The organism is Streptomyces sp. NBC_00234 (assembly GCF_036195325.1).
Lineage (GTDB): Bacteria > Actinomycetota > Actinomycetes > Streptomycetales > Streptomycetaceae > Streptomyces.
This window is the reverse complement of record NZ_CP108101.1, coordinates 1581987-1604262: the sequence shown is the minus strand read 5'-3', so window position 1 is coordinate 1604262 and position 22276 is coordinate 1581987. Positions and strand designations below refer to the sequence as shown.

At 70.5% G+C, this 22276-nt stretch carries 18 protein-coding genes; 11 read left to right on the top strand and 7 right to left on the bottom strand.

Annotated elements, in window-relative coordinates; all coding sequences use genetic code 11:
* Window positions 1–55 precede the first annotated feature (55 nt).
* Window positions 56–844, top strand: a complete 789-nt coding sequence (locus tag OG230_RS06885) for a ferritin-like domain-containing protein (RefSeq protein ID WP_328909228.1) — start codon at window positions 56–58, stop codon at window positions 842–844.
* Between the two features lie 18 nt (window positions 845–862).
* Here OG230_RS06885 and corA read toward each other — a convergent pair whose 3' ends face one another.
* Window positions 863–1849 carry a magnesium/cobalt transporter CorA gene (corA, locus tag OG230_RS06880; protein WP_328909227.1) on the bottom strand — a complete coding sequence of 329 codons (987 nt, stop codon included), beginning with the start codon at window positions 1847–1849 and terminating at the stop codon, window positions 863–865.
* A gap of 66 nt (window positions 1850–1915) precedes the next feature.
* Between corA and OG230_RS06875 the strand changes: the two genes are divergently transcribed.
* From OG230_RS06875 to OG230_RS06855, 5 genes are all read left to right on the top strand, one after another.
* The gene (locus tag OG230_RS06875; RefSeq protein ID WP_328909226.1) at window positions 1916–2626 is read left to right on the top strand and encodes a histidine phosphatase family protein; all 711 of its coding nucleotides are present in this window, start codon (window positions 1916–1918) and stop codon (window positions 2624–2626) included.
* Between the two features lie 105 nt (window positions 2627–2731).
* The gene (locus OG230_RS06870) at window positions 2732–3322 is read left to right on the top strand and encodes a DUF3090 domain-containing protein (protein ID WP_033304581.1); all 591 of its coding nucleotides are present in this window, start codon (window positions 2732–2734) and stop codon (window positions 3320–3322) included.
* Complete coding sequence (locus OG230_RS06865) at window positions 3286–4134, top strand: SCO1664 family protein (RefSeq protein WP_328909225.1); 849 nt, start codon at window positions 3286–3288, stop codon at window positions 4132–4134. The genes OG230_RS06870 and OG230_RS06865 overlap by 37 nt, the downstream gene beginning before the upstream one ends.
* A gap of 207 nt (window positions 4135–4341) precedes the next feature.
* A complete protein-coding gene (gene mshC / locus OG230_RS06860) occupies window positions 4342–5571 on the top strand; it encodes a cysteine--1-D-myo-inosityl 2-amino-2-deoxy-alpha-D-glucopyranoside ligase (RefSeq protein ID WP_328909224.1) in 1230 nt (409 codons plus the stop codon).
* A 124-nt stretch (window positions 5572–5695) separates the two neighbouring features.
* A complete protein-coding gene (locus tag OG230_RS06855; RefSeq protein WP_328909223.1) occupies window positions 5696–8743 on the top strand; it encodes an NPCBM/NEW2 domain-containing protein in 3048 nt (1015 codons plus the stop codon).
* Window positions 8744–9009: 266 nt separating this feature from the next.
* Here OG230_RS06855 and OG230_RS06850 read toward each other — a convergent pair whose 3' ends face one another.
* Window positions 9010–10113, bottom strand: a complete 1104-nt coding sequence (locus tag OG230_RS06850; protein WP_328909222.1) for a PAC2 family protein — start codon at window positions 10111–10113, stop codon at window positions 9010–9012.
* Between the two features lie 255 nt (window positions 10114–10368).
* Between OG230_RS06850 and OG230_RS06845 the strand changes: the two genes are divergently transcribed.
* From OG230_RS06845 to OG230_RS06825, 5 genes are all read left to right on the top strand, one after another.
* Window positions 10369–11697, top strand: a complete 1329-nt coding sequence (locus OG230_RS06845) for an L-fuconate dehydratase (protein ID WP_328909221.1) — start codon at window positions 10369–10371, stop codon at window positions 11695–11697.
* Window positions 11694–12473, top strand: a complete 780-nt coding sequence (locus OG230_RS06840) for an SDR family NAD(P)-dependent oxidoreductase (RefSeq protein ID WP_328909220.1) — start codon at window positions 11694–11696, stop codon at window positions 12471–12473. Before OG230_RS06845 ends, OG230_RS06840 begins: the two co-directional genes overlap by 4 nt.
* An 83-nt stretch (window positions 12474–12556) precedes the next feature.
* Window positions 12557–13597, top strand: coding sequence for a sugar ABC transporter substrate-binding protein (locus OG230_RS06835; protein ID WP_328909219.1), 1041 nt, complete (start codon window positions 12557–12559; stop codon window positions 13595–13597).
* Window positions 13598–13599: 2 nt separating this feature from the next.
* Window positions 13600–15123: a sugar ABC transporter ATP-binding protein gene (locus tag OG230_RS06830; protein ID WP_328909218.1), complete on the top strand. Its 1524-nt coding sequence runs from the start codon at window positions 13600–13602 to the stop codon at window positions 15121–15123.
* Window positions 15120–16160, top strand: a complete 1041-nt coding sequence (locus OG230_RS06825) for an ABC transporter permease (protein WP_443051506.1) — start codon at window positions 15120–15122, stop codon at window positions 16158–16160. Before OG230_RS06830 ends, OG230_RS06825 begins: the two co-directional genes overlap by 4 nt.
* Before the next feature lie 54 nt (window positions 16161–16214).
* Here OG230_RS06825 and OG230_RS06820 read toward each other — a convergent pair whose 3' ends face one another.
* The 5 genes from OG230_RS06820 to OG230_RS06800 all read right to left on the bottom strand — a co-directional run bounded on the left by OG230_RS06820 (window position 16215) and on the right by OG230_RS06800 (window position 22072).
* Entirely contained in the window at window positions 16215–16886 is a 672-nt protein-coding gene (locus OG230_RS06820; protein WP_328909217.1) for a FadR/GntR family transcriptional regulator, read from the bottom strand.
* Between the two features lie 137 nt (window positions 16887–17023).
* Window positions 17024–18634 carry a glycerol-3-phosphate dehydrogenase/oxidase gene (locus OG230_RS06815; protein WP_328909216.1) on the bottom strand — a complete coding sequence of 537 codons (1611 nt, stop codon included), beginning with the start codon at window positions 18632–18634 and terminating at the stop codon, window positions 17024–17026.
* 5 nt (window positions 18635–18639) lie between these two features.
* Window positions 18640–20190, bottom strand: coding sequence for a glycerol kinase GlpK (gene glpK, locus OG230_RS06810; RefSeq protein ID WP_328909215.1), 1551 nt, complete (start codon window positions 20188–20190; stop codon window positions 18640–18642).
* Window positions 20191–20243: 53 nt separating this feature from the next.
* Complete coding sequence (locus OG230_RS06805; RefSeq protein WP_328909214.1) at window positions 20244–21035, bottom strand: MIP/aquaporin family protein; 792 nt, start codon at window positions 21033–21035, stop codon at window positions 20244–20246.
* 272 nt (window positions 21036–21307) lie between these two features.
* Window positions 21308–22072 carry an IclR family transcriptional regulator gene (locus tag OG230_RS06800; RefSeq protein WP_328911328.1) on the bottom strand — a complete coding sequence of 255 codons (765 nt, stop codon included), beginning with the start codon at window positions 22070–22072 and terminating at the stop codon, window positions 21308–21310.
* Window positions 22073–22276: the final 204 nt, after the last annotated feature.

Below are 22276 nucleotides of genomic sequence, written 5' to 3'. Positions count from 1 at the left end.
TCCCCGTACCGCATTTGACTTTGTCTCTGCGGACACAGGTACGGAGGTGGCAGTGATGCTCTCGGCAAAAAGTCTGTTCCAGGAGATTCTCGACGACGACGACGCGTACCGGCTCTTCTGTTCCATCGCTGCCGGCGGCGAGGCCCAGGGCGGCTGGGAGAACGGCCGAATCGCGGCGCTCGTCCCCCCGAGCCAGCTGGACCTGGCTCCCAAGATCGTCCGGCACGGCGCCGACGAGGACAAGCACGGCCGGATCTTCAACGCCCTGCTGAGGAAGCGCGGGCTGAGGCCGTCGGACGTCCCCTCCGAGACCGACTACACGATGCTTCTGGAGCAACAGGGCATCGGGCTCTCCCACGACCGGCTCAAGCGCGACGAACCGCTCTCGGAGCAGGACGTCATCACCTACCTGGCGCACAGCAGGGTCACCGAGCAGCGCGCCTCCGAGCAGATGCAGCTGCTGCGCAAGCACTTCGCCGACCACCCCGATCTCGGCCGCGCGGTGAAGATGATCTCGAACGACGAGGACAACCACCTCGCGTACTGCCACGAGGAGCTGCTGCGCTTCGCCCGCGCCGGGCACGGCCGCGCGATCCAGCGGACCCTGCGGGAGTGCGCCCACGCCGAGATCCGGGTCTACCGGGACGTCAGCCTCGCCGTGATGGCGAACATGGGCGCGCTCCTGCGCTGGCCCAGGGCCAAGTCGGCGCTGCTGGCTGCGGGCATCCACGCCGTGTACGCGTACGAGCGGCTGATCGGCTGGCGCCGCATGGTGACGCTGGAAGCCCCCTCGCGGCGCGACGCCCTGGGCGGCCCCGCCACGGTCGAGCCCGAGTTCGCCTGAGTCCGCGCGGCGGCGGGCTCAGAGCCAGCCGCGGCGCTTGAACAGGCGGTGCAGGCCGAAGACCGCACCGGCCATCAGCACGACCACCGCCGGATACGTCCACACCCAGTGCAGCTCCGGCATGTGGTCGAAGTTCATGCCGTAGACGCCGGCGACCATGGTCGGGACAGCGGCCATGGCCGCCCACGCCGAGATCTTCCGCATGTCGTCGTTCTGGCGCACCCCCATCTGCGCCAGATGGGCCGAGAGAATGTCCGACAGCAGCCGGTCCAGTCCCTCCACCTGTTCGTTGACGCGCGTCAGGTGGTCGCTCACGTCCCGGAAGAACGGCTGCGCGTGCTCGTGGACGAAGGGCACCCCCGCGCTCGCGAGGCGGTTCATCGGCGAGGTCAGCGGACCGGTGGCCCGGCGGAACTCGAGCACCTGGCGCTTGAACGTGTAGATGCGGGCCGCGGGATTCGACGCGTCGACGGTGCCGCTCGGCGCGAACACCTGCGTCTCCAGCTCCTCCAGGTCCACCTGGAGCTCCGCGGCCACGTCGATGTAGTGGTCCACGATCGCGTCGCTGACCGCGTACAGCACCGCGGTGGGGCCGTGCTTGAGCACCTCGGGCTCGGACTCCAGGCGTCGGCGTACGGCCGCCAGGGGCGCGCTCTCGCCGTGTCTGACCGTCACGACGAACGAATCACCGATGAAGACCATCAGCTCGTCGGCGCTCACCGTGTCGCTCTCCGGCTCGTACACGACCGGCTTGATGACGACGAACAGCGAGTCGTCGTAGACCTCCAGCTTGGGCCGCTGGTGGGCCCGCAGCGCGTCCTCGACCGCCAGCGGGTGGAGCCCGAACTCGCTGCTGACGAGCGCGAACTCCTTCTCCGTCGGCTCGTGGAGCCCGATCCAGAGGAACGCGTCCCCGGTGGCCCGTGCCTCGTCCAGGGCGTGGGAGAGGTCGGCGGGGCCGTCGGTACGACGCCCGTCCCGGTAGATGGCACTGTCGACAATCACGCGCGCATTCTTCCTTGCCTCCGTCGGCTCCGCACCTTTGCCCGGCTGCCCTCTACGCTGGCTTCCATGCCCACGCTGATCCTCGTACGCCACGGTCGCTCCACCGCCAACACCGCGGGAGTGCTCGCCGGCCGCACCCCCGGTGTCTCCCTGGACGAACGCGGCGCCGAACAGGCTGCCGCGCTGCCCGGGCGGCTGGCCGCGCTCTCTCTCGCCGCCGCCGTCAGCAGTCCGCTGGAGCGCTGCCGCGAAACGCTTCAGCCCCTGCTCGACGCCCGTCCCGGCCTGCCGTTCAGCACCGAGGACCGGATCAGCGAGTGCGACTACGGCGACTGGTCGGGACGCAAGCTCGCGGAACTGGCCGACGAGCCGCTGATGGCCGTCGTCCAGCAGCACCCCTCCGCCGCCGCCTTCCCCGGCGGCGAGTCCATGCGGGCGATGCAGGCCAGGGCGGTCGACGCCGTCCGCGACTGGAACGCCCGTATCGAGGCCGAGCACGGCGACGACGCGACGTACGTGATGTGCTCGCACGGCGACATCATCAAGTCGCTTGTCGCCGACGCGCTCGGGATGCATCTCGACCTCTTCCAGCGGGTCCACGCCGATCCCTGCTCGGTCACCGCGATCCGCTACACCCGGCTCCGGCCCTTCCTTCTCCGGCTGGGCGACACCGGGGACTTCGCCTCCCTGGCCCCCCGCGAACCGGCCGCCGGCGTCGATGCGGCGCGTGACAACCCGACGGATGCGGCGGTCGGGGGCGGCGCTGGGGCGCCGTGATCGCTCCGCGCAGTAGGGTGGACGCGCCGTAGGGGCCGCTCCGGAGCATCACTCCGGACTCCGGCCGCCCCCCCATTCGCCGTCAATTCTCAAGGGAGACAGGACGTGTCCCGTCAGGTGTTCCTCTATGACCCCCCGGACCGTTTCGTGGCCGGTACGGTCGGGCTGCCTGGCCGCCGTACGTTTTTCCTGCAGGCTTCCTCCAGGGGGCGGGTCACCAGCGTGGCCCTGGAGAAGACCCAGGTCGCGGCGTTGGCCGAACGGATCGACGAACTGCTCGACGAGGTCGTGAGACGCACCGGCGGCAACTCGCCGGTGCCCGCCGTGGCGCCCATGGACGTCACCGACACCGCGCCGCTCGACGCACCCGTCGAGGAGGAGTTCAGGGTCGGCACGATGGCTCTCGCCTGGGACGGCGAGGAGCAGCGGATGATCGTCGAGGCGCAGGCGCTCGTCGAGCTGGACGCCGACTCCGAGGACGACCTCGCGGAGGCCGAGGAGCGGCTCCTGCAGGACGAGGAGAACGGCCCGCCCATGCTGCGTGTCCGGCTGAGCGGGGCGCAGGCCCGTGCGTTCGCCAAGCGCGCCCTGGACGTCGTGAACGCCGGCCGCCCGCCGTGCCCGCTGTGCAGCCTCCCGCTCGACCCGGAAGGACACGTATGCCCGCGCCAGAACGGATACCGTCGCGGAGCCTGAGCGGGACCGAGCTGCTGACCCTCCTCGCGGAGGGGGAGCTCACGGTCCGCGGACAGGTCCGGGGCGCGTCCAACGCGGTGCTCTACTGCACGGTCGGGCACGAGGGCGAGGAGCGGACCTGCGTCTACAAGCCCGTCGCCGGGGAGCAGCCGCTGTGGGACTTCCCCGACGGGACCCTCGCGCAGCGCGAGGTCGCCGCGTACGAGATCTCCGAGGCGACCGGGTGGGGCCTCGTGCCGCCGACGGTGCTGCGTGAGGGCCCGTACGGCGAGGGCATGTGCCAGCTGTGGATCGAGGCGGCGCCGGACGGCTCCGCCGACGGGGACGCGGATTCGCTCCTCGCGCTCGTCGAGGGCGAGGAGCCCGGGGACGGCTGGAAGGCCGTGGGCTTCGCGGAGGTCGGGGAGGGGAAGACCGCCCTGCTGGTGCACGCGGACGATCCGCGGCTGCGGCGCCTCGCGGTACTCGACGCGGTGATCAACAACGGCGACCGCAAGGGCGGGCACCTGCTGCCCGCTCCGGGCGGCCGGCTCTACGGAATCGACCACGGCGTCACCTTCAACGCCGACGACAAGCTGCGCACCCTGCTGTGGGGCTGGGCGGGCGAGCCGCTGACGGACGAGGCCGTCGCGGTTCTGGGCCGGCTGGCCGCGGACCTCGCTCCGGGAGCGCCGCTCGCCACCCGGTTGGGCGAGCTGATCACCCCGGCGGAGCTGGACGCGCTGCGGGCGCGTGTGGCGGCTCTGGTGGCCACGGGGCGGCATCCGGAGCCGAGCGGGGAGTGGCCGGCGATTCCCTGGCCGCCGGTGTGACGGGCGGTTGCGGACCGGGGTGATCGCGGAGCCCCGGCCGGTGATCACGGCCTTCGATGGCCTGTTCTCGACCACTGGACCGGCTTGATCCCGCCGGGCCGGTCCCTTGCCGATACGGGAGCGGACCGCCGCCGTCAAGACTGTCTCCTCGGCCACGATCCCCGGTCCGGTTCGTATCCGGAAGCATCGTCCGGTTACGCTCATGACATGCATGCCTGGCCCGCTTCTGAGGTCCCCGCCCTGCCTGGCAAGGGCCGCGACCTTCGGATCCACGACACCGCGACCGGCGGACGGATCACCCTTGACCCCGGTCCCGTCGCCCGCATCTATGTCTGCGGCATCACGCCGTACGACGCGACCCACATGGGTCATGCGGCGACCTACAACGCGTTCGACCTCGTTCAGCGCGTGTGGCTCGACACCAAGCGGCAGGTTCACTACGTCCAGAACGTGACCGACGTGGATGATCCGCTGCTTGAGCGGGCCGTACGCGACGGTCAGGACTGGACCGAGCTCGCCGAGCGCGAGACGGCCCTCTTCCGGGAGGACATGACCGCCCTGCGGATGCTCCCGCCGCAGCACTACATCGGCGCGGTGGAGGCGATACCCGGCATCGTCCCGCTCGTCGAACGGCTCCGGGACGCGGGAGCCGCCTACGAGCTCGACGGAGACGTGTACTTCTCCGTCGAGGCCGACCCGCACTTCGGGGAGGTCTCCAACCTCGACGCCGAAGCCATGCGGCTGCTCTCCGCCGAGCGCGGCGGCGACCCCGAGCGCCCCGGCAAGAAGAACCCCCTCGACCCGATGCTGTGGATGGCCGCCCGCGAGGGCGAGCCCAGCTGGGACGGTGGCACGCTCGGCCTCGGCCGCCCCGGCTGGCACATCGAGTGCGTCGCCATCGCCCTGGACCACCTCGGCATGGGCTTCGACGTCCAGGGGGGCGGCTCCGACCTCGCCTTCCCGCACCACGAGATGGGTGCCTCGCACGCCCAGGTGCTGACCGGCGAGCACCCGTTCGCCCAGGCGTACGTGCACGCCGGCATGGTCGGCCTGAACGGCGAGAAGATGTCGAAGTCCAAGGGCAACCTGGTCTTCGTGTCGGCGCTGCGCCGCGACGGCGTGGACCCGGCCGCGATCCGGCTGGCGCTGCTCTCGCACCACTACCGGGCCGACTGGGAGTGGACCGACCAGGTGCTGGCCGACGCCGTCGAGCGTGTCGGACGCTGGCGCGCCGCCGTCTCCCGCCCCGACGGACTCTCCGCCGACGCCCTCGTCGAAGAGGTCCGCGAGGCCCTCGCCGACGACCTGGACACCCCGGCCGCACTCGCCGCCGTGGACCGCTGGGCCGCTCTGCAGAACGCCGACGGCGGCACGGACGAGGGTGCGCCCGGCCTCGTCTCCCGTACCGTCGACGCCCTGCTCGGCGTCGCCCTGTAGCAGCCGGGCGGTGTGATCACCGCGTGGCCCGATTCCGAGAACCGGCCCCGGACTTCTTCACGAAGTTCGGGGCCGGTTCCTTTTGTCCGTGGTCAAGTGCTCGAAGTTGCGCTAAAAGCGCTCTATGCAATCATCAACGCGCATCAGAGCGGCGGCAGTTGCCGGCCTGCTCGGACTGCTCGCGGTATTCACGGGGCCGGGCAGCGCCCTGGCCGAGCCGTCCGAACCGGTGGGCACGACCGTCGGTGACATCACCGGGTTCTCCGCCGACGGGCCCGTCTACCACCTGACGGCCGGCAAGGCCGAGGCCCGGGTCAGCTTCGTCTCCGCCGAGACCTTCCGTATCGAACTCGCCCCCGACGGGAAGTTCGCCGACCCGACCGGCGACGACATCGTCCTGCCCCAGGGCAGCCCGCCCCGGACCGCCTGGGCGGACCGGGGCGACCGCTACGAGCTCTCCGCGAGCGGGGGTGTCACCCTGCGGGCCTACAAGTCGCCCCTGCGGTTCGCGCTGTACCGGGCCGACGGCAGTCAGGTCTGGTCCGAGGCCAAGGGGCTGAGCTGGGACGGGGAGAAGACCACCCAGACCCTCGCGCGCGGCGCCGACGAGCAGTTCTACGGCGCGGGGATGCAGAACGGCCGCGGCAACACCTCGCACCGCGACAAGACCGTCGAGGTCGGCGTCGACTACAACTGGGACGACGGCGGCCACCCCAACTCCGTCCCGTTCTATCTCTCCTCGGCCGGGTACGGCGTCTACCGCAACACCTACGCGCCCAACACCTATGCCTTCACCGACCCGGTGACGACGAGTGCGCGGGAACAGCGCTTCGACGCCTACTACTTCGCGGGCGACGCCAAGGACGTCATCGGCCAGTACACGAAGCTCACCGGCAAGCCCTTCCTGCCGCCCGTGTACGGCATGGAGATCGGTGACGCCGACTGCTATCTGCACAACGCCAACCGGGGCGAGCGGCACACCCTGGACGCGCTGAAGGTCGCCGACGGCTACGTCGAGAACGACATGCCGAACGGCTGGATGCTCGTCAACGACGGGTACGGCTGCGGTTACGAGGACCTCGCCGAGACCGCTGACGGCCTCCAGAAACGCGGAATGCAGCTCGGCCTGTGGACCGAGGACGGCATCGACAAGCTCGCCGACCAGGTGAAGGCGGGCCAGCGCGTCGCCAAGCTCGATGTCGCCTGGATCGGCGCGGGATACAAGTTCGCCCTGGACGGCTGCAAGGACGCGTACAAGGGCATCGAGGACAACAGCGACGCCCGCGGCTTCACCTGGGCGCCGGAGAGCTGGGCGGGCGCCCAGCGCTGCGGAGTCCAGTGGTCCGGGGACCAGTCGGGCAGCTGGGAGTACATCCGCTGGCAGATCCCGACCTACGCGGGCGCCACGATGTCGGGACTCGCGTACACCACGGGTGACGTCGACGGCATCTTCGGCGGCAGCGCCAAGACGTACACCCGGGACCTCCAGTGGAAGATGTTCCTGGGCACGACGATGACCATGGACGGCTGGGCCGCGAACGACAAGCAGCCCTTCCGGTACGGCGAGCCGTACACCTCCGTCAACCGCGACTACCTGAAGCTCAAGGAGTCATTGCTGCCCTACCAGTACTCGTACGCCCACGAGGCGACGAAGACCGGTGTCGGCATGGTCCGCCCGCTCGTCCTGGAGTACCCGGACGACCCGAAGGCCGCCTCGGACGCGGCGAAGTACGAGTTCATGTCCGGTGAGCACTTCCTGGTCGCGCCCGTCTACCAGGACGCCACCGAGCGCAGCTCCATCTATCTGCCGAAGGGCACCTGGACCGACTACTGGAGCGGCCGGACGTACCAGGGGCCGACCACCGTCGACCACTACAGCGCCCCGCTCGACACCCTCCCGCTCTTCGTGAAGGCGGGCGCCGCCGTGCCGATGTGGCCCGGCATCCGCTCGTACGAGGACCGCACGGCGGACTCCCCGCTGGCCTGGGACGTGTATCCGCAGGGGACTTCGTCGTTCACCCTGTACGAGGACGACGGGGTGACCCGCCAGCACCGCGAGGGCAGGTACGCCACGCAGCGGGCCGTCGTGGACGCACCGAAGAGCGGTGCGGGCGACGTCACCGTACGCATCGGGGAGAGCAGGGGGAGCTTCGCCGGCAAACAGAGCGTCCGGCCCTACGAGTTCACCGTGCACACCGGGTCCGTACCCTCCGCGGTGAAGCTCGCGGGCAAGCTGCCGCAGGTGCGTTCGGCGGCGGAACTCAAGGCGGCGAAGCAGGGCTGGTGGTACGACCAGGACGACCGGGGCGGCGTGGTGAAGGTCAAGACGGCGCCCCTGAGCACCGGTCAGGCGTTCACGCTCACGCTGGAGAACGCCAGTGCCGTCGGCGGGAAGAAGCCCGGCGCGACGGCCGCCGTCTCCGCTCCGGACGCACAGGAGGTGGGTGCGGGCGTGGCGGGCGCCGTGTCCGTCGACGTCACCGCGGGCTCCGCCGACCTGACGGACACCACCGTCACCCTCGACGTCCCCGAGGGCTGGCAGGTCACCCCGGCGGCGCCCGTGGCACGGATACCCGCGGGCACCACCCGGCGGGTCGAGGTGGCGGTCACCCCGGCGCGGGACACCACGGCGGGGGAGGCCCGGATCACCGCGCTCGCCCGCTACCGGTCCGCGGGCGAGGCGCGCACGACCGCGCAGCGTCTCGCCGTCGCGGTGATGCCACCACCCCCGGCCGGTGACGCCTGGGCGAGCGACCTGGTCTGGCTGAAGTCGGCCAACGGCTACGGGCCGGCGGAGCGCGACCGTTCCAACGGGGAGTCCGGGGCGAGCGACGGGCACACGCTGACCCTGGCGGGGAAGACGTACGAGAAGGGGATCGGCACCCACGCCGACTCCGACATCGAGGTCTATCTCGGGGGCCGGTGCACGGCGTTCACCGCGGACGTGGGCATCGACGACGAGATCAACGGCTACGGCGAGGTGGCGTTCTCCGTGGAGGCCGACGGCAAGATGCTGTGGACCTCTCCGAAGGTGACCGGTGCCTCGGCGACCGTGCCCGTCGAGGTGAGCCTCGACGGCGCGCGCCACGTGCGTCTGAAGGTCACGGACACCAATGGTTCCAAGACCGGTGACCACGGGGACTGGGCGGCGGCGAGGTTCACCTGCGCCTGACCGCGGGCCGGGACCGGACGCCGGTACCGGCCGGACACAGCGGCGCCGGGCGGGATGCGATCCCGCCCGGCGCCTGCCGTGCCCTGCTGCCGGCGCCAGGGCCTCTCGTTTGGATCATGCCGGGCTCGCGGGGTCCGGTGCGCGCATCTGCGGCGTTGTCGTCAATCACCAACGCTCCGCGTTGCCTCAATCCTCCGCCTTGCAGCTGCACGCACCGGACCCCGCTCCCTGATCCGGCCTGATCCAAACGAAAGACCCTAGGCCGGTCAGTCCTGCGAGGTGTCTCCGGTCTCCCCGTCGTCCTCCGACGGTTCCGCACCGTCCGTGGATTCCCCGGACGCCTTCCCGGTGCCGGAGGCCCCGGCGTCCCCCTCGCCCGCCGACGGCGGACGCACGGCCCCGGGACCGCTCTCGGGCCCGGTCTCCGGACGCGCGGGCCTGGGCGGTCTGGTGCGACCGCTCGACGTGTCCCGCAGATAGGAGACGTCCCCGCTCTCCGTCGCGTGCCCGCCGGGACCCTGCCCCGGACCGCCGTCCCGGCGTCGCAGATACCGCTCGAACTCCCGGGCGATGGCCTCGCCGGACGCCTCGGGCAGCTCCGCGGTGTCGCGGGCCTCCTCCAGCGTCTGCACGTACTCGGCCACCTCGCTGTCCTCGGCGGCCAGTTGGTCGACGCCGAGCTGCCAGGCGCGCGCGTCCTCGGGCAGCTCGCCCAGCGGAATGCGCAGTCCGAGCAGATCCTCCAGGCGGTTCAGCAGAGCCAGCGTCGCCTTCGGGTTGGGCGGCTGCGACACGTAGTGCGGAACCGCCGCCCACAGACTCACCGCGGGCACGCCCGCGTGCGTGCAGGCTTCCTGGAGGATGCCGACGATGCCGGTCGGACCCTCGTACCTGGTCTCTTCCAGGTCCATCGTTCTGGCCAGATCCGGGTCGGAGGTCACGCCGCTGACCGGCACCGGCCGGGTGTGCGGGGTGTCGCCGAGCAGCGCCCCGAGGATGACCACCATCTCGACACCCAACTCGTGGGCGAATCCCAGGATCTCGTTGCAGAACGAACGCCAGCGCATCGACGGCTCGATGCCGCGGACCAGGACCAGATCGCGGGGCTTGTCGCCGCCGACACGGACCACGGAGAGACGGGTGGTGGGCCAGGTGATCTTGCGCACCCCGCCGTCCAGCCACACCGTGGGCCGGTTGACCTGGAAGTCGTAGTAGTCCTCGGCGTCGAGCGCCGCGAACACCTCGCCCTTCCACTCCCGGTCCAGATGTCCGACAGCTGTGGAGGCGGCGTCACCGGCGTCGTTCCAGCCCTCGAACGCGGCCACCATGACCGGGTCGACCAGCTCGGGTACCCCCTCGAGCTCGATCACCCAGACCCCCTTCCGAAGTTCCCTTGCGTACGGACCAACCTTACGGCTTCCGGACCGTCCCGCCGCAGTCCCCGGGCACGCGCGGGTGAACCGTGGCCGTGGGGGTGCATCCACGGTCGAATCAGGGCATCAGCGCCCCGATTCATCCGAGCTGTGCTGACCGAATTCCGTTCGAACGCTGGACTTTCGGCCGAGCGCGACGCTATACATCGGATGACACGCAAGAGGTCCGATGTTATTCCCCTGGGGGCGCACATGAGTCAGACCGTCACGGATTTCGAGGTTCACGACATCCGGTTTCCCACCTCGGAACAGCTGGACGGCTCGGACGCCATGAACCCCGATCCCGACTACTCCGCCGCCTATGTCGTCCTGCGCACCGACCGCCCCGGCACCGGCGCCGAGGGGCACGGCTTCTGCTTCACCATCGGGCGCGGCAACGAGATCATGGCCGCGGCCATCGAGGCGCTGCGCCCGTACGTCGTGGGGCGCCCGGCGCCGCGTACGGCGGCCGACCTCGGGGCGCTGTACCGGGAGCTCACGCACGACTCCCAACTGCGCTGGCTCGGGCCCGAGAAGGGCGTGATGCACATGGCGGTCGGCGCGGTCGTCAACGCCGCCTGGGACCTGGCGGCGAGCACCGCGGGCAAGCCCGTCTGGCAGTTCCTGGCCGGGATGACGCCGGAGGAGCTCGTCTCCCTCGTCGACTTCCGCTACCTCAGCGACGCGCTCACGCCCGAGGAGGCCCTCGCCATCCTGCGGGCCGCCGAACCGGGCCGCGCCGAACGCACGGAACGCCTGCTCGCCCAGGGCTATCCCGCGTACACCACCTCGCCCGGCTGGCTGGGGTACGAGGACGACAAGCTGGTCCGGCTCTCGAAGGAGGCCGTGGCCGACGGCTTCACCCAGATCAAGCTGAAGGTCGGCGCCGATCTCGGCGACGACGTACGCAGGATGTCGCTCGCCCGCGACGCCGTCGGCCCCGGCATCCGGATCGCCGTCGACGCCAATCAGCGCTGGGACGTGGCCGACGCGGTGGAGTGGATGAACGCCCTCGCGCCGTACGACCCGCACTGGATCGAGGAGCCCACCAGCCCCGACGACGTGCTCGGCCACGCCGCCGTGCGTGCCGGACAGCCCGTCAAGGTCGCCACCGGCGAACACGTCGCCAACCGGGTCGTGTTCAAGCAGCTGCTCCAGGCCGGAGCCGTCGACTTCGTACAGATCGACGCCGCACGGGTCGCGGGCGTCAACGAGAACCTGGCCATCCTGCTGCTCGCCGCGAAGTACGGCGTCCCGGTCTGCCCGCACGCCGGAGGCGTGGGGCTCTGCGAACTGGTGCAGCACCTCTCGATGTTCGACTATGTGGCGGTCTCCGGGACCTGGGAGGACCGCGTGATCGAGTACGTCGACCACCTCCACGAGCACTTCGCCGACCCCACCGTGATCGAGGGCGGCCGGTACATGGCGCCGCTCTCGCCCGGCTTTTCCGCCCGGATGCTCCCCGCGTCCATCGCCGGGCACCGCTACCCCGAGGGCCCCGTCTGGCAGGCCCGCCGCACTTCCGAGGAGAACGCCCGATGACCGGTGCACTGGAATTCGACGGCATGTCCGCCCTGGTGACGGGCGGGGCGTCCGGGATCGGGGCCGCCGTGGCGGCCCTGCTCCTGGAACGCGGCGCCACCGTCTCCGTACTCGACCGCGAGACCGCGGGCGCGCCCGCCGGCGTACTCGCGTTCAAGGCCGACGTGACCGACGACGCGGCCGTGAGGGAAGCGGTCGACCGGGCCGCGGCCGAGATGGGCGGACTGCACACCCTCGTCTCCAACGCGGGCATCGGCTCCATCGGCAGCGTCGAGGACAACACCGACGAGGAGTGGACGAGGGTCCTGGACATCAACGTCCTCGGCATGGTCCGCACCGCCCGCCACGCCCTGCCGCATCTGCGCCGCGCCGCCGCGGAACGCCCCGGAGCCGTCTCGATCACCCAGACCTGCTCCATCGCCGCCACGGCGGGCCTGCCGCAGCGCGCGCTCTACAGCGCGAGCAAGGGGGCGGTGCTCTCCCTCACCCTCGCCATGGCGGCCGACCACGTCCGCGAAGGCATCCGGGTCAACTGCGTCAACCCCGGCACCGCCGACACCCCCTGGGTCGGAAGGCTGCTCGACCGGGCCGAGGACCCGGCCGCCGAACGCGCCGCCCTCAACGCCCGCCAGCCCCTGGGACGGCTGGTGTCGGCGGACGAGGTCGCGGCGGCGATCGTCTACCTCGCCGGCCCGTCCGCCGCCTCCGTCACCGGCACCGCGCTCGCCGTCGACGGCGGGATGCAGGGCCTGAGACTGCGCCCCGCGGCCGGCTGACGCCCGGCCCCCACCGAGCCGCACCACACCACATTTGGCAGAAGAACCATCGAGCCGGTACTCCACGAAGGACGGGACCCCTGATGAGAGTGCGTACGACGAGTGCGGCGGCCTGCGCCGTACTGCTGGCCGTGACTGCCCTCGCGGGCTGCAACCGCGAGTCCACCGACAACGGCAACGGCGGTGGCAAGGTCGGCATCGATCTGCCGCGCAGCGACAGCGACTTCTGGAACTCCTACCAGCAGTACATCGAGAAGGGCGTCAAGGACGGCGAGGTCGAGGCGCTGCCGCTGACCAACTCGCAGAACGACATCGGCAAGCTCGTCGCCAACGTGCAGACCTTCACCGACCAGGGTGCCAAGGCCGTCGTGATGGCCCCGCAGGACACCGGGGCGATAGCCGAGTCGCTCAACACGCTGAACGAGAAGAAGATCCCGGCCGTCAGCGTCGACACCCGCCCCGACAAGGGCAACATCTACATGGTCGTGCGGGCCGACAACAAGGCGTACGGGGCCAACGCCTGCAAGTACCTCGGCGAGCAGCTGAAGGGCAAGGGCAAGGTCGTCGAGTTCCAGGGCGACCTGGCCTCGATCAACGGCCGGGACCGCTCCGAGGCGTTCAAGTCCTGCATGGACAAGGACTTCCCCGGCATCGAGGTCTTCGAGCTCGCCACCGACTGGAAGGGCGACGTGGCCTCCGCCAAACTCCAGTCGACGCTGGCCGCGCACCCCGACATCAACGGCATCTACATGCAGGCCGGCGGTGTGTTCCTCCAGCCCACCCTCGCCCTCCTGGAGCAGAAGAAGCTCCTGAAGCCGGTCGGCACGCCCGGGCACATCACGATCATCTCCAACGACGGCATCCCCGAGGAGTTCGACGCGATCAGGTCCGGGAAGATCGACGCGACGATCTCCCAGCCCGCCGACCTCTACGCGAAGTACGCGCTGTTCTACGCGGAGGCGGCCCTCGCCGGAAAGACCTTCGAGGAAGGTCCGACCGACCACGACTCCACCATCATCAAGATCCCGGGCGGTCTCGAGGACCAGCTGCCCGCCCCCCTGGTGACCAAGGAGAACGTGGACGACCCGGCGCTGTGGGCCAACCAGCTGGAGAAGAAGAGCTAGCCATGGAACACGCACCTCCACCGGCCGTAGAGGCGGCAGGCATCGTCAAACGCTTCGGACCCACCGTGGCGCTCGACGGCGTGGAGCTCACCGTGCGGCCCGGTGAGTCGCACGCGCTCGTCGGCCGCAACGGCGCCGGCAAGTCCACGCTCGTCAGTGTGCTCACCGGGCTCCACAAGGCGGACGCGGGCACCGTCCGGTTCGGCGGAGAGGCGGCGCCCGCCTTCGGGGACACCATGGCCTGGCAGTCCAGGATCGCCTGCGTCTACCAGAAGTCCATGGTCGTCCCCGATCTGACCGTCGCCGAGAACCTCTTCCTCAACCGCTTCGACGAGAAGGCCCGCTGGATCAGCTGGGGCAGGCTCCGCGAGCGCGCCGGGCAACTGCTCGCCGAGTACGGGGTGGAGGTCGACCCCAGCACCCGGGCACGGGATCTCGCCGTCGAGCAGCGGCAGTTCGTCGAGATCGCCCGGGCGCTGTCGTTCGGCGCCCGGCTGATCGTCCTCGACGAACCGACCGCGCAGCTGGACGCCCGAGGCATCGGCCGGCTCTTCGGGAAACTGCGCGAACTCCAGAGCCAGGGAGTCGCGTTCCTCTTCATCTCCCACCATCTGCAGGAGGTGTACGAACTCTGCACCGCCGTCACCGTCTACCGGGACGCCCGCCACGTCCTGACCGCCCCGGTCGCGGAGATGGGCAAGGCGGACCTGGTCGCGGCCATGACCGGTGAGCAGGGCGGCAGCGCGTCCGCCTGGCATGCCGCCGGAGCGGGCGAGCGGGTACGGGACGAGTCGGCCGCACCGGTCCTGCGTACCGAACAGCTCACGCTGGCGGGCGCGTTCGAGCCGCTGGACCTCCAGGTGCGGCCGGGCGAGGTCCTCGGCATCGCGGGCTCCGCGGCCAGCGGCAACACGGCACTCGGCGAGACGCTGGCCGGGATGCGCAAGGCGAGCGGCGGCACGGTCTCCGTCCACGGGAAGGCCGTCCGGCCCGGAAGCGTCCCGCACGCCCTGGACGCCGGGATCGGCTACATCCCCGAGGACCGGCACGACCAGGGACTGGTACCGGACCGGTCCGTGGCCGAGAACGCCACGCTCACGGTGACCGACCAGCTCGGCCCGTGGGGCACCGTACTGCCCTCCCGTACACGGCAGTTCGCGCGGTCGATGATCGCCTCGCTGGACATCAAGACGCAGGGGCCCGAGCAGTCCGTCTCCGGACTGTCGGGCGGCAACCAGCAGAAGGTGGTGGTCGCCCGTGCACTGGCCCGCAAGCCCAGCGTGCTGGTCGCGGTGCGGCCCACCGCGGGAGTGGACGTCAAGTCCAAGGACTCGCTGCTGGGAGTGGTCCGGCGGGTCGCCGACGAAGGAAACGCCGCAGTGATCATCTCCGACGAGCTGGACGATCTGCGGGTCTGCGACCGGGTTCTCGCCCTGTTCCACGGACGGGTCGTCGCAACATTCGCAAGCGGGTGGACCGACGGGGAACTCGTCGCCGCCATGGAAGGTGTGGGGGAGAGGGAATGACCGGGACCGTACGGCCGGCCACGGCCGAGGGCGTCATGAGCGGGGCCAAGGAAGGGAGCCCGCGCAGCAGGCTCCAGCTGATCCGGTGGAGCGACTTCTCCCTGGTGCCGGTGATCCTGGTCCTGATGGTGATCGGCTTCATCGTCTCGCCGGTCTTCCTCACCTCCAACAACCTGATCAGCGTCGTCCAGCAGTCCTCCGAGCTCAGCCTGCTCGTGCTCGGCCAGGCGCTGATCCTCATCTGCGGCCGGATGGACCTCTCCCTGGAGTCGACGATCGGCATCGCGCCGGTCGTCGCCATGTGGCTGGTGCTGCCCACCGACGGCGGCCGGTTCGCGGGACTTGAGCTCTTCCCGGCCTGGTCGGCGATCCCGCTCTGTCTGCTCGTCGGGCTGCTCGTCGGCGTGATCAACGGATTCCTGATCCTGAAGCTGCGGGTCAACGGCTTCATCGCGACACTCGGCATGCTCACCATGCTGCGCGGCCTCCACATCGGCATCACCGAGGGGAAGTCGATCACCGACGTCCCGGAGTCCTTCCGCTACCTGGGCAAGAGCGAGTGGCTCGGAGCCCCGGCCGCGGTCTGGATCTGTCTGGCCCTGTTCGCGATCGGCGGCGCCGCGCTGGCGTGGCTGCGGCACGGACGCTCGTTGTACGCCATCGGCGGCAACCCGGAAGCAGCACGGGCGGCGGGTATCCGGGTCGACCGGATCACCTGGATCGTGCTGGCCGTCGGCGGTCTGCTGGCCGCCTTCGCCGGCATCCTCTACACCGGCCACTACGGGTCGGTCGCGGCCACCCAGGGCAACGGCTGGATCTTCCAGGTGTTCGCCGCCGCGGTCATCGGCGGCATCAGCCTCAAGGGCGGTCGCGGCACCCTGTTCGGAGCGCTGACCGGCGTACTGACGCTCCAGCTGGTGGTCAACGTGATGACCCTCGGCGGTGTCCCGGCGCTCTGGAACCAGTTCCTCAACGGGGCGATCATCATCGTCGCCCTGGTCATCTCCCGCTTCGCGAGCGGCGAGAAGCAGGACTGAGCGGGCACCGTACGGGCCGGCGGGCGGCACGTCGCCCGCCGGCCCGTACGCCTGTCACAGGGTCGATCGCAGCCACTGCTCCACGCTGGCCACATGGACGGTCGCCCAGGCCCGCGCCGCCTCCGCGTCCCTGTCCCGCAGCGCGGCGAGGATCGCCCGGTGCTCGTGCAGGGTGCGGCTGACGGCGTCCTCCTGGGTCAGGCCGCGCCAGACCCTCGCCCGCGTCGTCGGCCCGGAGAGTCCGTCGAGCAGCGAGCAGAGCACCGAGTTGCCGGACGACTGCACGATGCCGCGGTGGAACTCCAGGTCGGCGGCGACCAGTTCCTCGACCGAGGGCTTCTCGCCCAGCGCGTCGAGCTGCGAGCCGAGCAGATCCAGCTGGTCCTCGCTGATCTGCCCCGCGGCCATCGCCGTGGCGGCGGGTTCGAGGATCCGGCGCACCGCGAGGAACTCCAGCACGGTGTCGTCGCGGTGGAAGTCCACCACGAAACTCAGCGCCTCCAGGAGCAGTTGGGGGTCCAGGCTGGTGACGTACGTGCCGTCGCCCTGCCGTACGTCGAGGATGCGGATCAGGGACAGCGCGCGCACCGCCTCCCGGAGGGAGTTGCGGGACAGCCCGAGCTCCGCGGCGAGTTCGCTCTCCTTGGGGAGCCGGTCACCGGGCCTCAGGGCACCTGAGACGATCATTCCCTTGATCTTCTCGATCGCCTCGTCGGTGACAGCCATGACGGTCCTCCTGGATTCGGACTGGATTCAGACATCCGATGTCTCTCTCCATTATGAGGGTCCGCAGGCCCGCAGGGTACGGGTACGGGTACGGGGGCGGCTCCCCCCGTGGAAGCCGCCCCCGTACACCCCGTGCGTCAGCCCTTGTCGGCGAGCAGGCCCTCCACCTCGGTCCTGATGCCGTCCGTCGCCAGCCCACGGATCGTCAGCGTCGTGCGGCGGCGCAGCACGTCGTCGGCCGTCTCGGCCCACTCGTGGTCCCGGGCGTAGACGACCTGCGCCCAGATCTCCGGGGCGTCCGGGTGGATGCGCCGGGCCAGGTCGGGGTTCTCGTTGGCGAGCCGGGCGATGTCGAAGGACAGCGAACCGTAGTGGGTGGCGAGGTGCCTGGCCGTGTCGGCCGCCATCCGCGGACCGGGCGTACCCCCGTCGACCAGGAGCCGGTGCGCGACCGCCTGGGGATTGGCGATGCCGGGCAGCGGGAGCTTCTTCGGCAGCCTGGCCATCGGCTCCATGTCGTCCGCGAGCGGGTGCCCCGGAAGCGCGGCCAGCTTGTTCATCACCGTACGGCCGATGTGGCGGAACGTCGTCCACTTGCCGCCCGCGACCGAGAGCATCCCGCCGCGGCCCTCCGTCACGACCGTCTCGCGCTTGGCCTTGGAGGTGTCGCCGGGTCCGCCGGGCAGGACCCGCAGACCCGCGAAGGAGTAGGTGATCAGATCGCGCGACAACTGCTGGTCGCGGATGGAGAACGCCGCCTCGTCCAGGATCTGCGCGGTGTCCTTCTCGGTCACCGCGACATCCGCCGGGTCGCCCTCGTACTCCTCGTCCGTGGTGCCGAGCAGCAGCATGTCCTCCCACGGCAGCGCGAACGTGATCCGGTACTTGTCGATCGGGGTGGCGAGGGCGGCCTTCCACGGGCGGGTGCGCTTGAGCACCAGGTGCGCGCCCTTGGACAGCCGGATCGACGGAGCCGCGTTCGGGTCCTCCATCTTCCGCAGGTGGTCCACCCACGGGCCGGTGGCGTTCAGCACGAGGCGGGCGTTCACGCCGAACTCCGTACCGTCCGTGCTGTCCCGCAGCTCGGCGCCCGTCACCCGGCCCCGGGTGAACCGCAGTCCGGTGACCGCGGCGTGGTTGAGGACGGTCGCGCCCGCGTCGACCGCCGCGCGTACGGTCATCAGCGCCATCCTGGCGTCGTTCATCTGGTCGTCGCCGTAGACGGCGACGGCCTTCAGGTTGTCCGTACGCAGCTCCGGCACGTCGCGCCGGGCCTTCGCCGGGCTGATCACATGGCCGACCCCGTCACCGAACGCGGAGAGCGCGGAGTAGGCGAAGACGCCCGCACCGAGCTTGGCCGCGCCGTGCGGGCCGCCCTTGTAGACCGGCAGGTAGAAGGTGAGGGGATTGGCCAGGTGCGGCGCGACCTGGCGGGAGACGGCGCGCCGCTCGAAGTGGTTCTCCGCCACCAGCTTCACCGCGCCGGTCTGCAGGTAGCGCAGACCGCCGTGGAGCAGCTTGGAGGAGGCGGAGGAGGTGGCGCCGGCGAAGTCGCCGGCGTCCACCAGTGCCACCCGCAGTCCGGACTGCGCGGCGTGCCAGGCGGTGGAGATGCCCAGGATGCCGCCGCCGATGACCAGGAGGTCGTACGTCGCCTTGGAAAGCTGCTCCCGGGTTTCGGCGCGGCTCGGCAGTGAGCCGGAGGCCGGGCGCGTCCCGAGTGCCGGGGCGCTCTGCGGGGTGGTCATATCGATTACTCCTCGACGGTGCTCTCGTCGAGCCAGCCCATGGACCGTTCCACGGCCTTGAGCCAGCTCTTGTACTCGCGGTCGCGGGTCTCCGCGTCCATGCGGGGGGTCCACTCGGCGGCGCGGCGCCAGTTGGCGCGCAGGGCGTCGGTGTCCGGCCAGAAGCCGACGGCGAGGCCGGCGGCGTAGGCCGCGCCGAGGCAGGTGGTCTCGGCGACCATGGGCCGCACCACGGGTGCGTCCAGGAAGTCGGCGAGGGTCTGCATCAGCAGGTTGTTGGAGGTCATGCCGCCGTCGACCTTCAGGGCGGTGAGCTCGACGCCCGAGTCCTTCGTCATGGCGTCGCTGATCTCGCGGGTCTGCCAGGCGGTGGCTTCGAGCACGGCACGGGCGATGTGCGCCTTGGTGACGTAGCGGGTCAGGCCGGCGATGACGCCTCGGGCGTCGGGGCGCCAGTAGGGGGCGAAGAGACCGGAGAAGGCGGGCACGAAGTAGGCGCCGCCGTTGTCCTCGACCGAGGAGGCCAGCGTCTCGATCTCGGCCGCGGACTTGATCAGGCCCATCTGGTCGCGCATCCACTGCACCAGGGAGCCGGTGACCGCGATGGAGCCCTCGAGCGCGTACACCGGCTTCTGGTCGCCGATCCGGTACCCGACGGTGGTGAGCAGCCCGTTGTACGAATTGACCGGCGTGTGGCCGGTGTTCATCAGCATGAAGGTGCCGGTGCCGTACGTGGACTTGGCCTCGCCCTGCGCGAAACAGGTCTGGCCGAACAGCGCGGCCTGCTGGTCGCCGAGCGCGGACGCCACCGGGATGCCGTCCAGGACGCCGCCCTTGGCGTGTCCGTACACCTCGGCCGAGGAGCGGATCTCCGGCAGCACGGCGGCCGGGATGTCCATCGACTGGAGGATCTTGTCGTCCCACTGCATCGAGTGCAGGTTCATCAGCAGGGTGCGCGAGGCGTTGGTGACGTCCGTGACGTGGACGCCGCCGTCCGTACCGCCGGTCAGGTTCCAGATGACCCAGGAGTCCATGGTCCCGAAGAGGATGTCGCCCCGCTCGGCGCGCTCGCGCAGTCCCTCGACGTTGTCGAGGAGCCAGCGGACCTTGGGCCCGGCGAAGTACGAGGCGAGCGGCAGACCGGTCTCGCGGCGGAAACGGTCCTGCCCGACGTTGCGGCCGAGCTCCTTGCAGAGCGCGTCCGTACGGGTGTCCTGCCAGACGAGAGCGTTGTGGACGGGCTCGCCGGTGTTCTTGTCCCAGAGCAGCGTCGTCTCGCGCTGGTTGGTGATGCCGATCGCCTTGACGTCGGCGGAGGTGATGCCGGCCTTGGAAACGGCGCCGGCGACGACCTCCTGGACGTTCTGCCAGATCTCGGTCGCGTCGTGCTCGACCCAGCCCGGCTTCGGGAAGATCTGCTCGTGCTCCTTCTGGTCGACGGAGACGATCCGGCCGTCCGTGTCGAAGACGATGCAGCGGCTGGAGGTGGTGCCCTGGTCGATGGCCGCGATGAACGGGCCGGTGCCGTGGCTCCCGGTGGTGTGTGCGTCGGTCACGGTGTGCTCCCGGAGGTCTGTGGGGTGAGGGTTACGGCTCTGAGCTCTGCGGCTCACGCGAAGGCGACGTTGTAGAGTCCGCCGGCGATCGCGCCGCCTATGAGCGGTCCCACGATCGGTACCCAGGCGTAGCCCCAGTCGGATCCGCCCTTGTTCGGCAGCGGCAGCAGCGCGTGCACGATACGCGGACCGAGGTCGCGAACCGGGTTGATCGCGTATCCGGTCGGCCCGCCGAGCGAGAGACCGATTCCGACGACGACCAGCGACGTGATGAGGGCGCCGAGAGTGCCGAGGCCGTTGCCCTCGTTGTTGAGACCCTGGGTCAGGATCGCCAGGACCAGTACGGCGGTCGCGATGACCTCGGTGACGACGTTCTGAACGGCGTTCCGGATCTCCGGACCCGTGGAGAAGATGCCCAGTACGGGGCCGGCCTTCGGGGCGGCCGACTGGTCGACCATGCCCTCGACCGCGGGCTTCGCGCCGATGATCTCGGGGTCGGTGAGGTGGGCGTGGAACTGCCCGTAGTACACCGCCCAGACCAGCGCCGCGCCGATCATCGCGCCGAGCAGCTGGGAGGCGAGGTACAGCGGTACGTCGCCCCATTCGGTGCCGCCCTCGATGGCGAGGCCGACCGTGACCGCCGGGTTGAGGTGCGCGCCGGACACCCCGCCGACCATGTAGGCGCCGGTCAGGACGGCGAAGCCCCACCCGAAGGTGATGGCCAGCCACCCGGCGTCCCGTGCCTTGGAGCGCTTGAGCGTGACGGCGGCACAGACTCCGCCGCCGAGGAGGATGAGAACGGCGGTACCGATGGTCTCGCCGATGAAGATGTCGGAGCTGGACACCCGTGACTCCTTTGTCCTTCGTCCAGGGGAAGGCGAACACCGGGTCCCTCCGGTGGTTCGCGCCCAAGGTGGGTATCCACGTTGTGTGGGTACCCACCTGTGCGGGCTGACCGGCCCTTGGCACTGTCACACCCTAACGCGTATTGCCGTTAGGTGTTCGACAATGCCGACCGATGAACGGCAGTGTTTCCCCCGGGTGAATGCAACGTCAAGGGTTCTGGCACATACGAACGAGTGCGGGGCCCGATCGTTACCGACGGCCCGACGGGGGCTCAGAAGCGCCCGGCGCCCAGATCCCGGGATACGGCACGGGCGCAGTCCCGTACGGCCGTGATCAGCTCCGGGCGCAGCTCGCCGTCCGGGCAGACCCGCTCCACGGCGCCCGTGACGGCCACCGCGCCGACCGGCATCCGCCGCCGGTCGTGGATGGGAGCCGCCACGGCGGCCACCCCTTCCCAGGTCTCCTCCACGTCGGCGGCCCAGCCCCGCGCCCGGATGAGTTCGAGCAGCGACTCGAACTCCTCCGCGCCGGTCACCGTGCGCGGCGTGAAGGGCTTCCGCTCCGCCTCGACGGCCTCGCTGTGGGCCACCGGGTCGTAGGCGGACAGCACCTTGCCCAGGGCGGTGGAGTGCAGCGGCTGCATGGCGCCCACCTCCAGCACCTGGCGGCTGTCGTCGGGCCGGAAGACGTGGTGGACGATGAGGATGCCGTGCTGGTGCAGGACACCCAGGTGGACGCTCTCGCCGCTGGAGCGCGCCAGGTCGTCGGTCCACACCAGGGCGCGTGCCCGCAGCTCGTGGACGTCCAGATAGCTGTTGCCCAGGCGTAGCAGCTCCGCGCCGAGCTGGTAGCGGCCGGACGCGGGGTCCTGCTCGACGAAGCCCTCGTGTTGGAGCGTGCGCAGGATGCCGTGCGCGGTCCCCTTGGCCAGCCCCAGTGAGGACGAGATGTCGGAGAGTCCGAGCCGGCGCTCGCCGCCCGCCAGCAGCCGCAGCATCGCTGCCGCCCGCTCCAGCGACTGGATGTTCTTGGCCATCGCGCCGTACTCCTCCGTGTGGTTCGACAATGCTGAACACTATCGGTCGATGTCGACCTCTGCCCGGTCGCCCGGAAAGCCCGTGTCACCGCACCGGCCCAGTTGCCCCCGCACAGCATGCAGTCCGCCCCGTGGGACGCCGTGACGGGCTCCGGCACCTCCCGGCTACGCTGGCCGGGTGCGCCCTCCACAGAAGGCCGCAAA

Excerpts from the sequence above, each read along its gene's own strand:
- OG230_RS06840 (WP_328909220.1), top strand. The coding sequence starts at position 11,694 with ATGACCGGTGCACTGGAATTCGACGGCATGTCCGCCCTGGTGACGGGC.
- OG230_RS06875 (WP_328909226.1), top strand. The coding sequence starts at position 1,916 with ATGCCCACGCTGATCCTCGTACGCCACGGTCGCTCCACCGCCAACACC.
- OG230_RS06855 (WP_328909223.1), top strand. The coding sequence starts at position 5,696 with ATGCAATCATCAACGCGCATCAGAGCGGCGGCAGTTGCCGGCCTGCTC.
- OG230_RS06845 (WP_328909221.1), top strand. The coding sequence starts at position 10,369 with ATGAGTCAGACCGTCACGGATTTCGAGGTTCACGACATCCGGTTTCCC.
- OG230_RS06830 (WP_328909218.1), top strand. The coding sequence starts at position 13,600 with ATGGAACACGCACCTCCACCGGCCGTAGAGGCGGCAGGCATCGTCAAA.
- OG230_RS06885 (WP_328909228.1), top strand. The coding sequence starts at position 56 with ATGCTCTCGGCAAAAAGTCTGTTCCAGGAGATTCTCGACGACGACGAC.
- OG230_RS06865 (WP_328909225.1), top strand. The coding sequence starts at position 3,286 with ATGCCCGCGCCAGAACGGATACCGTCGCGGAGCCTGAGCGGGACCGAG.
- OG230_RS06800 (WP_328911328.1), bottom strand. The coding sequence starts at position 22,072 with ATGGCCAAGAACATCCAGTCGCTGGAGCGGGCGGCAGCGATGCTGCGG.
- mshC (WP_328909224.1), top strand. The coding sequence starts at position 4,342 with ATGCATGCCTGGCCCGCTTCTGAGGTCCCCGCCCTGCCTGGCAAGGGC.
- OG230_RS06820 (WP_328909217.1), bottom strand. The coding sequence starts at position 16,886 with ATGGCTGTCACCGACGAGGCGATCGAGAAGATCAAGGGAATGATCGTC.
- OG230_RS06815 (WP_328909216.1), bottom strand. The coding sequence starts at position 18,634 with ATGACCACCCCGCAGAGCGCCCCGGCACTCGGGACGCGCCCGGCCTCC.
- OG230_RS06825 (WP_443051506.1), top strand. The coding sequence starts at position 15,120 with ATGACCGGGACCGTACGGCCGGCCACGGCCGAGGGCGTCATGAGCGGG.
- OG230_RS06835 (WP_328909219.1), top strand. The coding sequence starts at position 12,557 with ATGAGAGTGCGTACGACGAGTGCGGCGGCCTGCGCCGTACTGCTGGCC.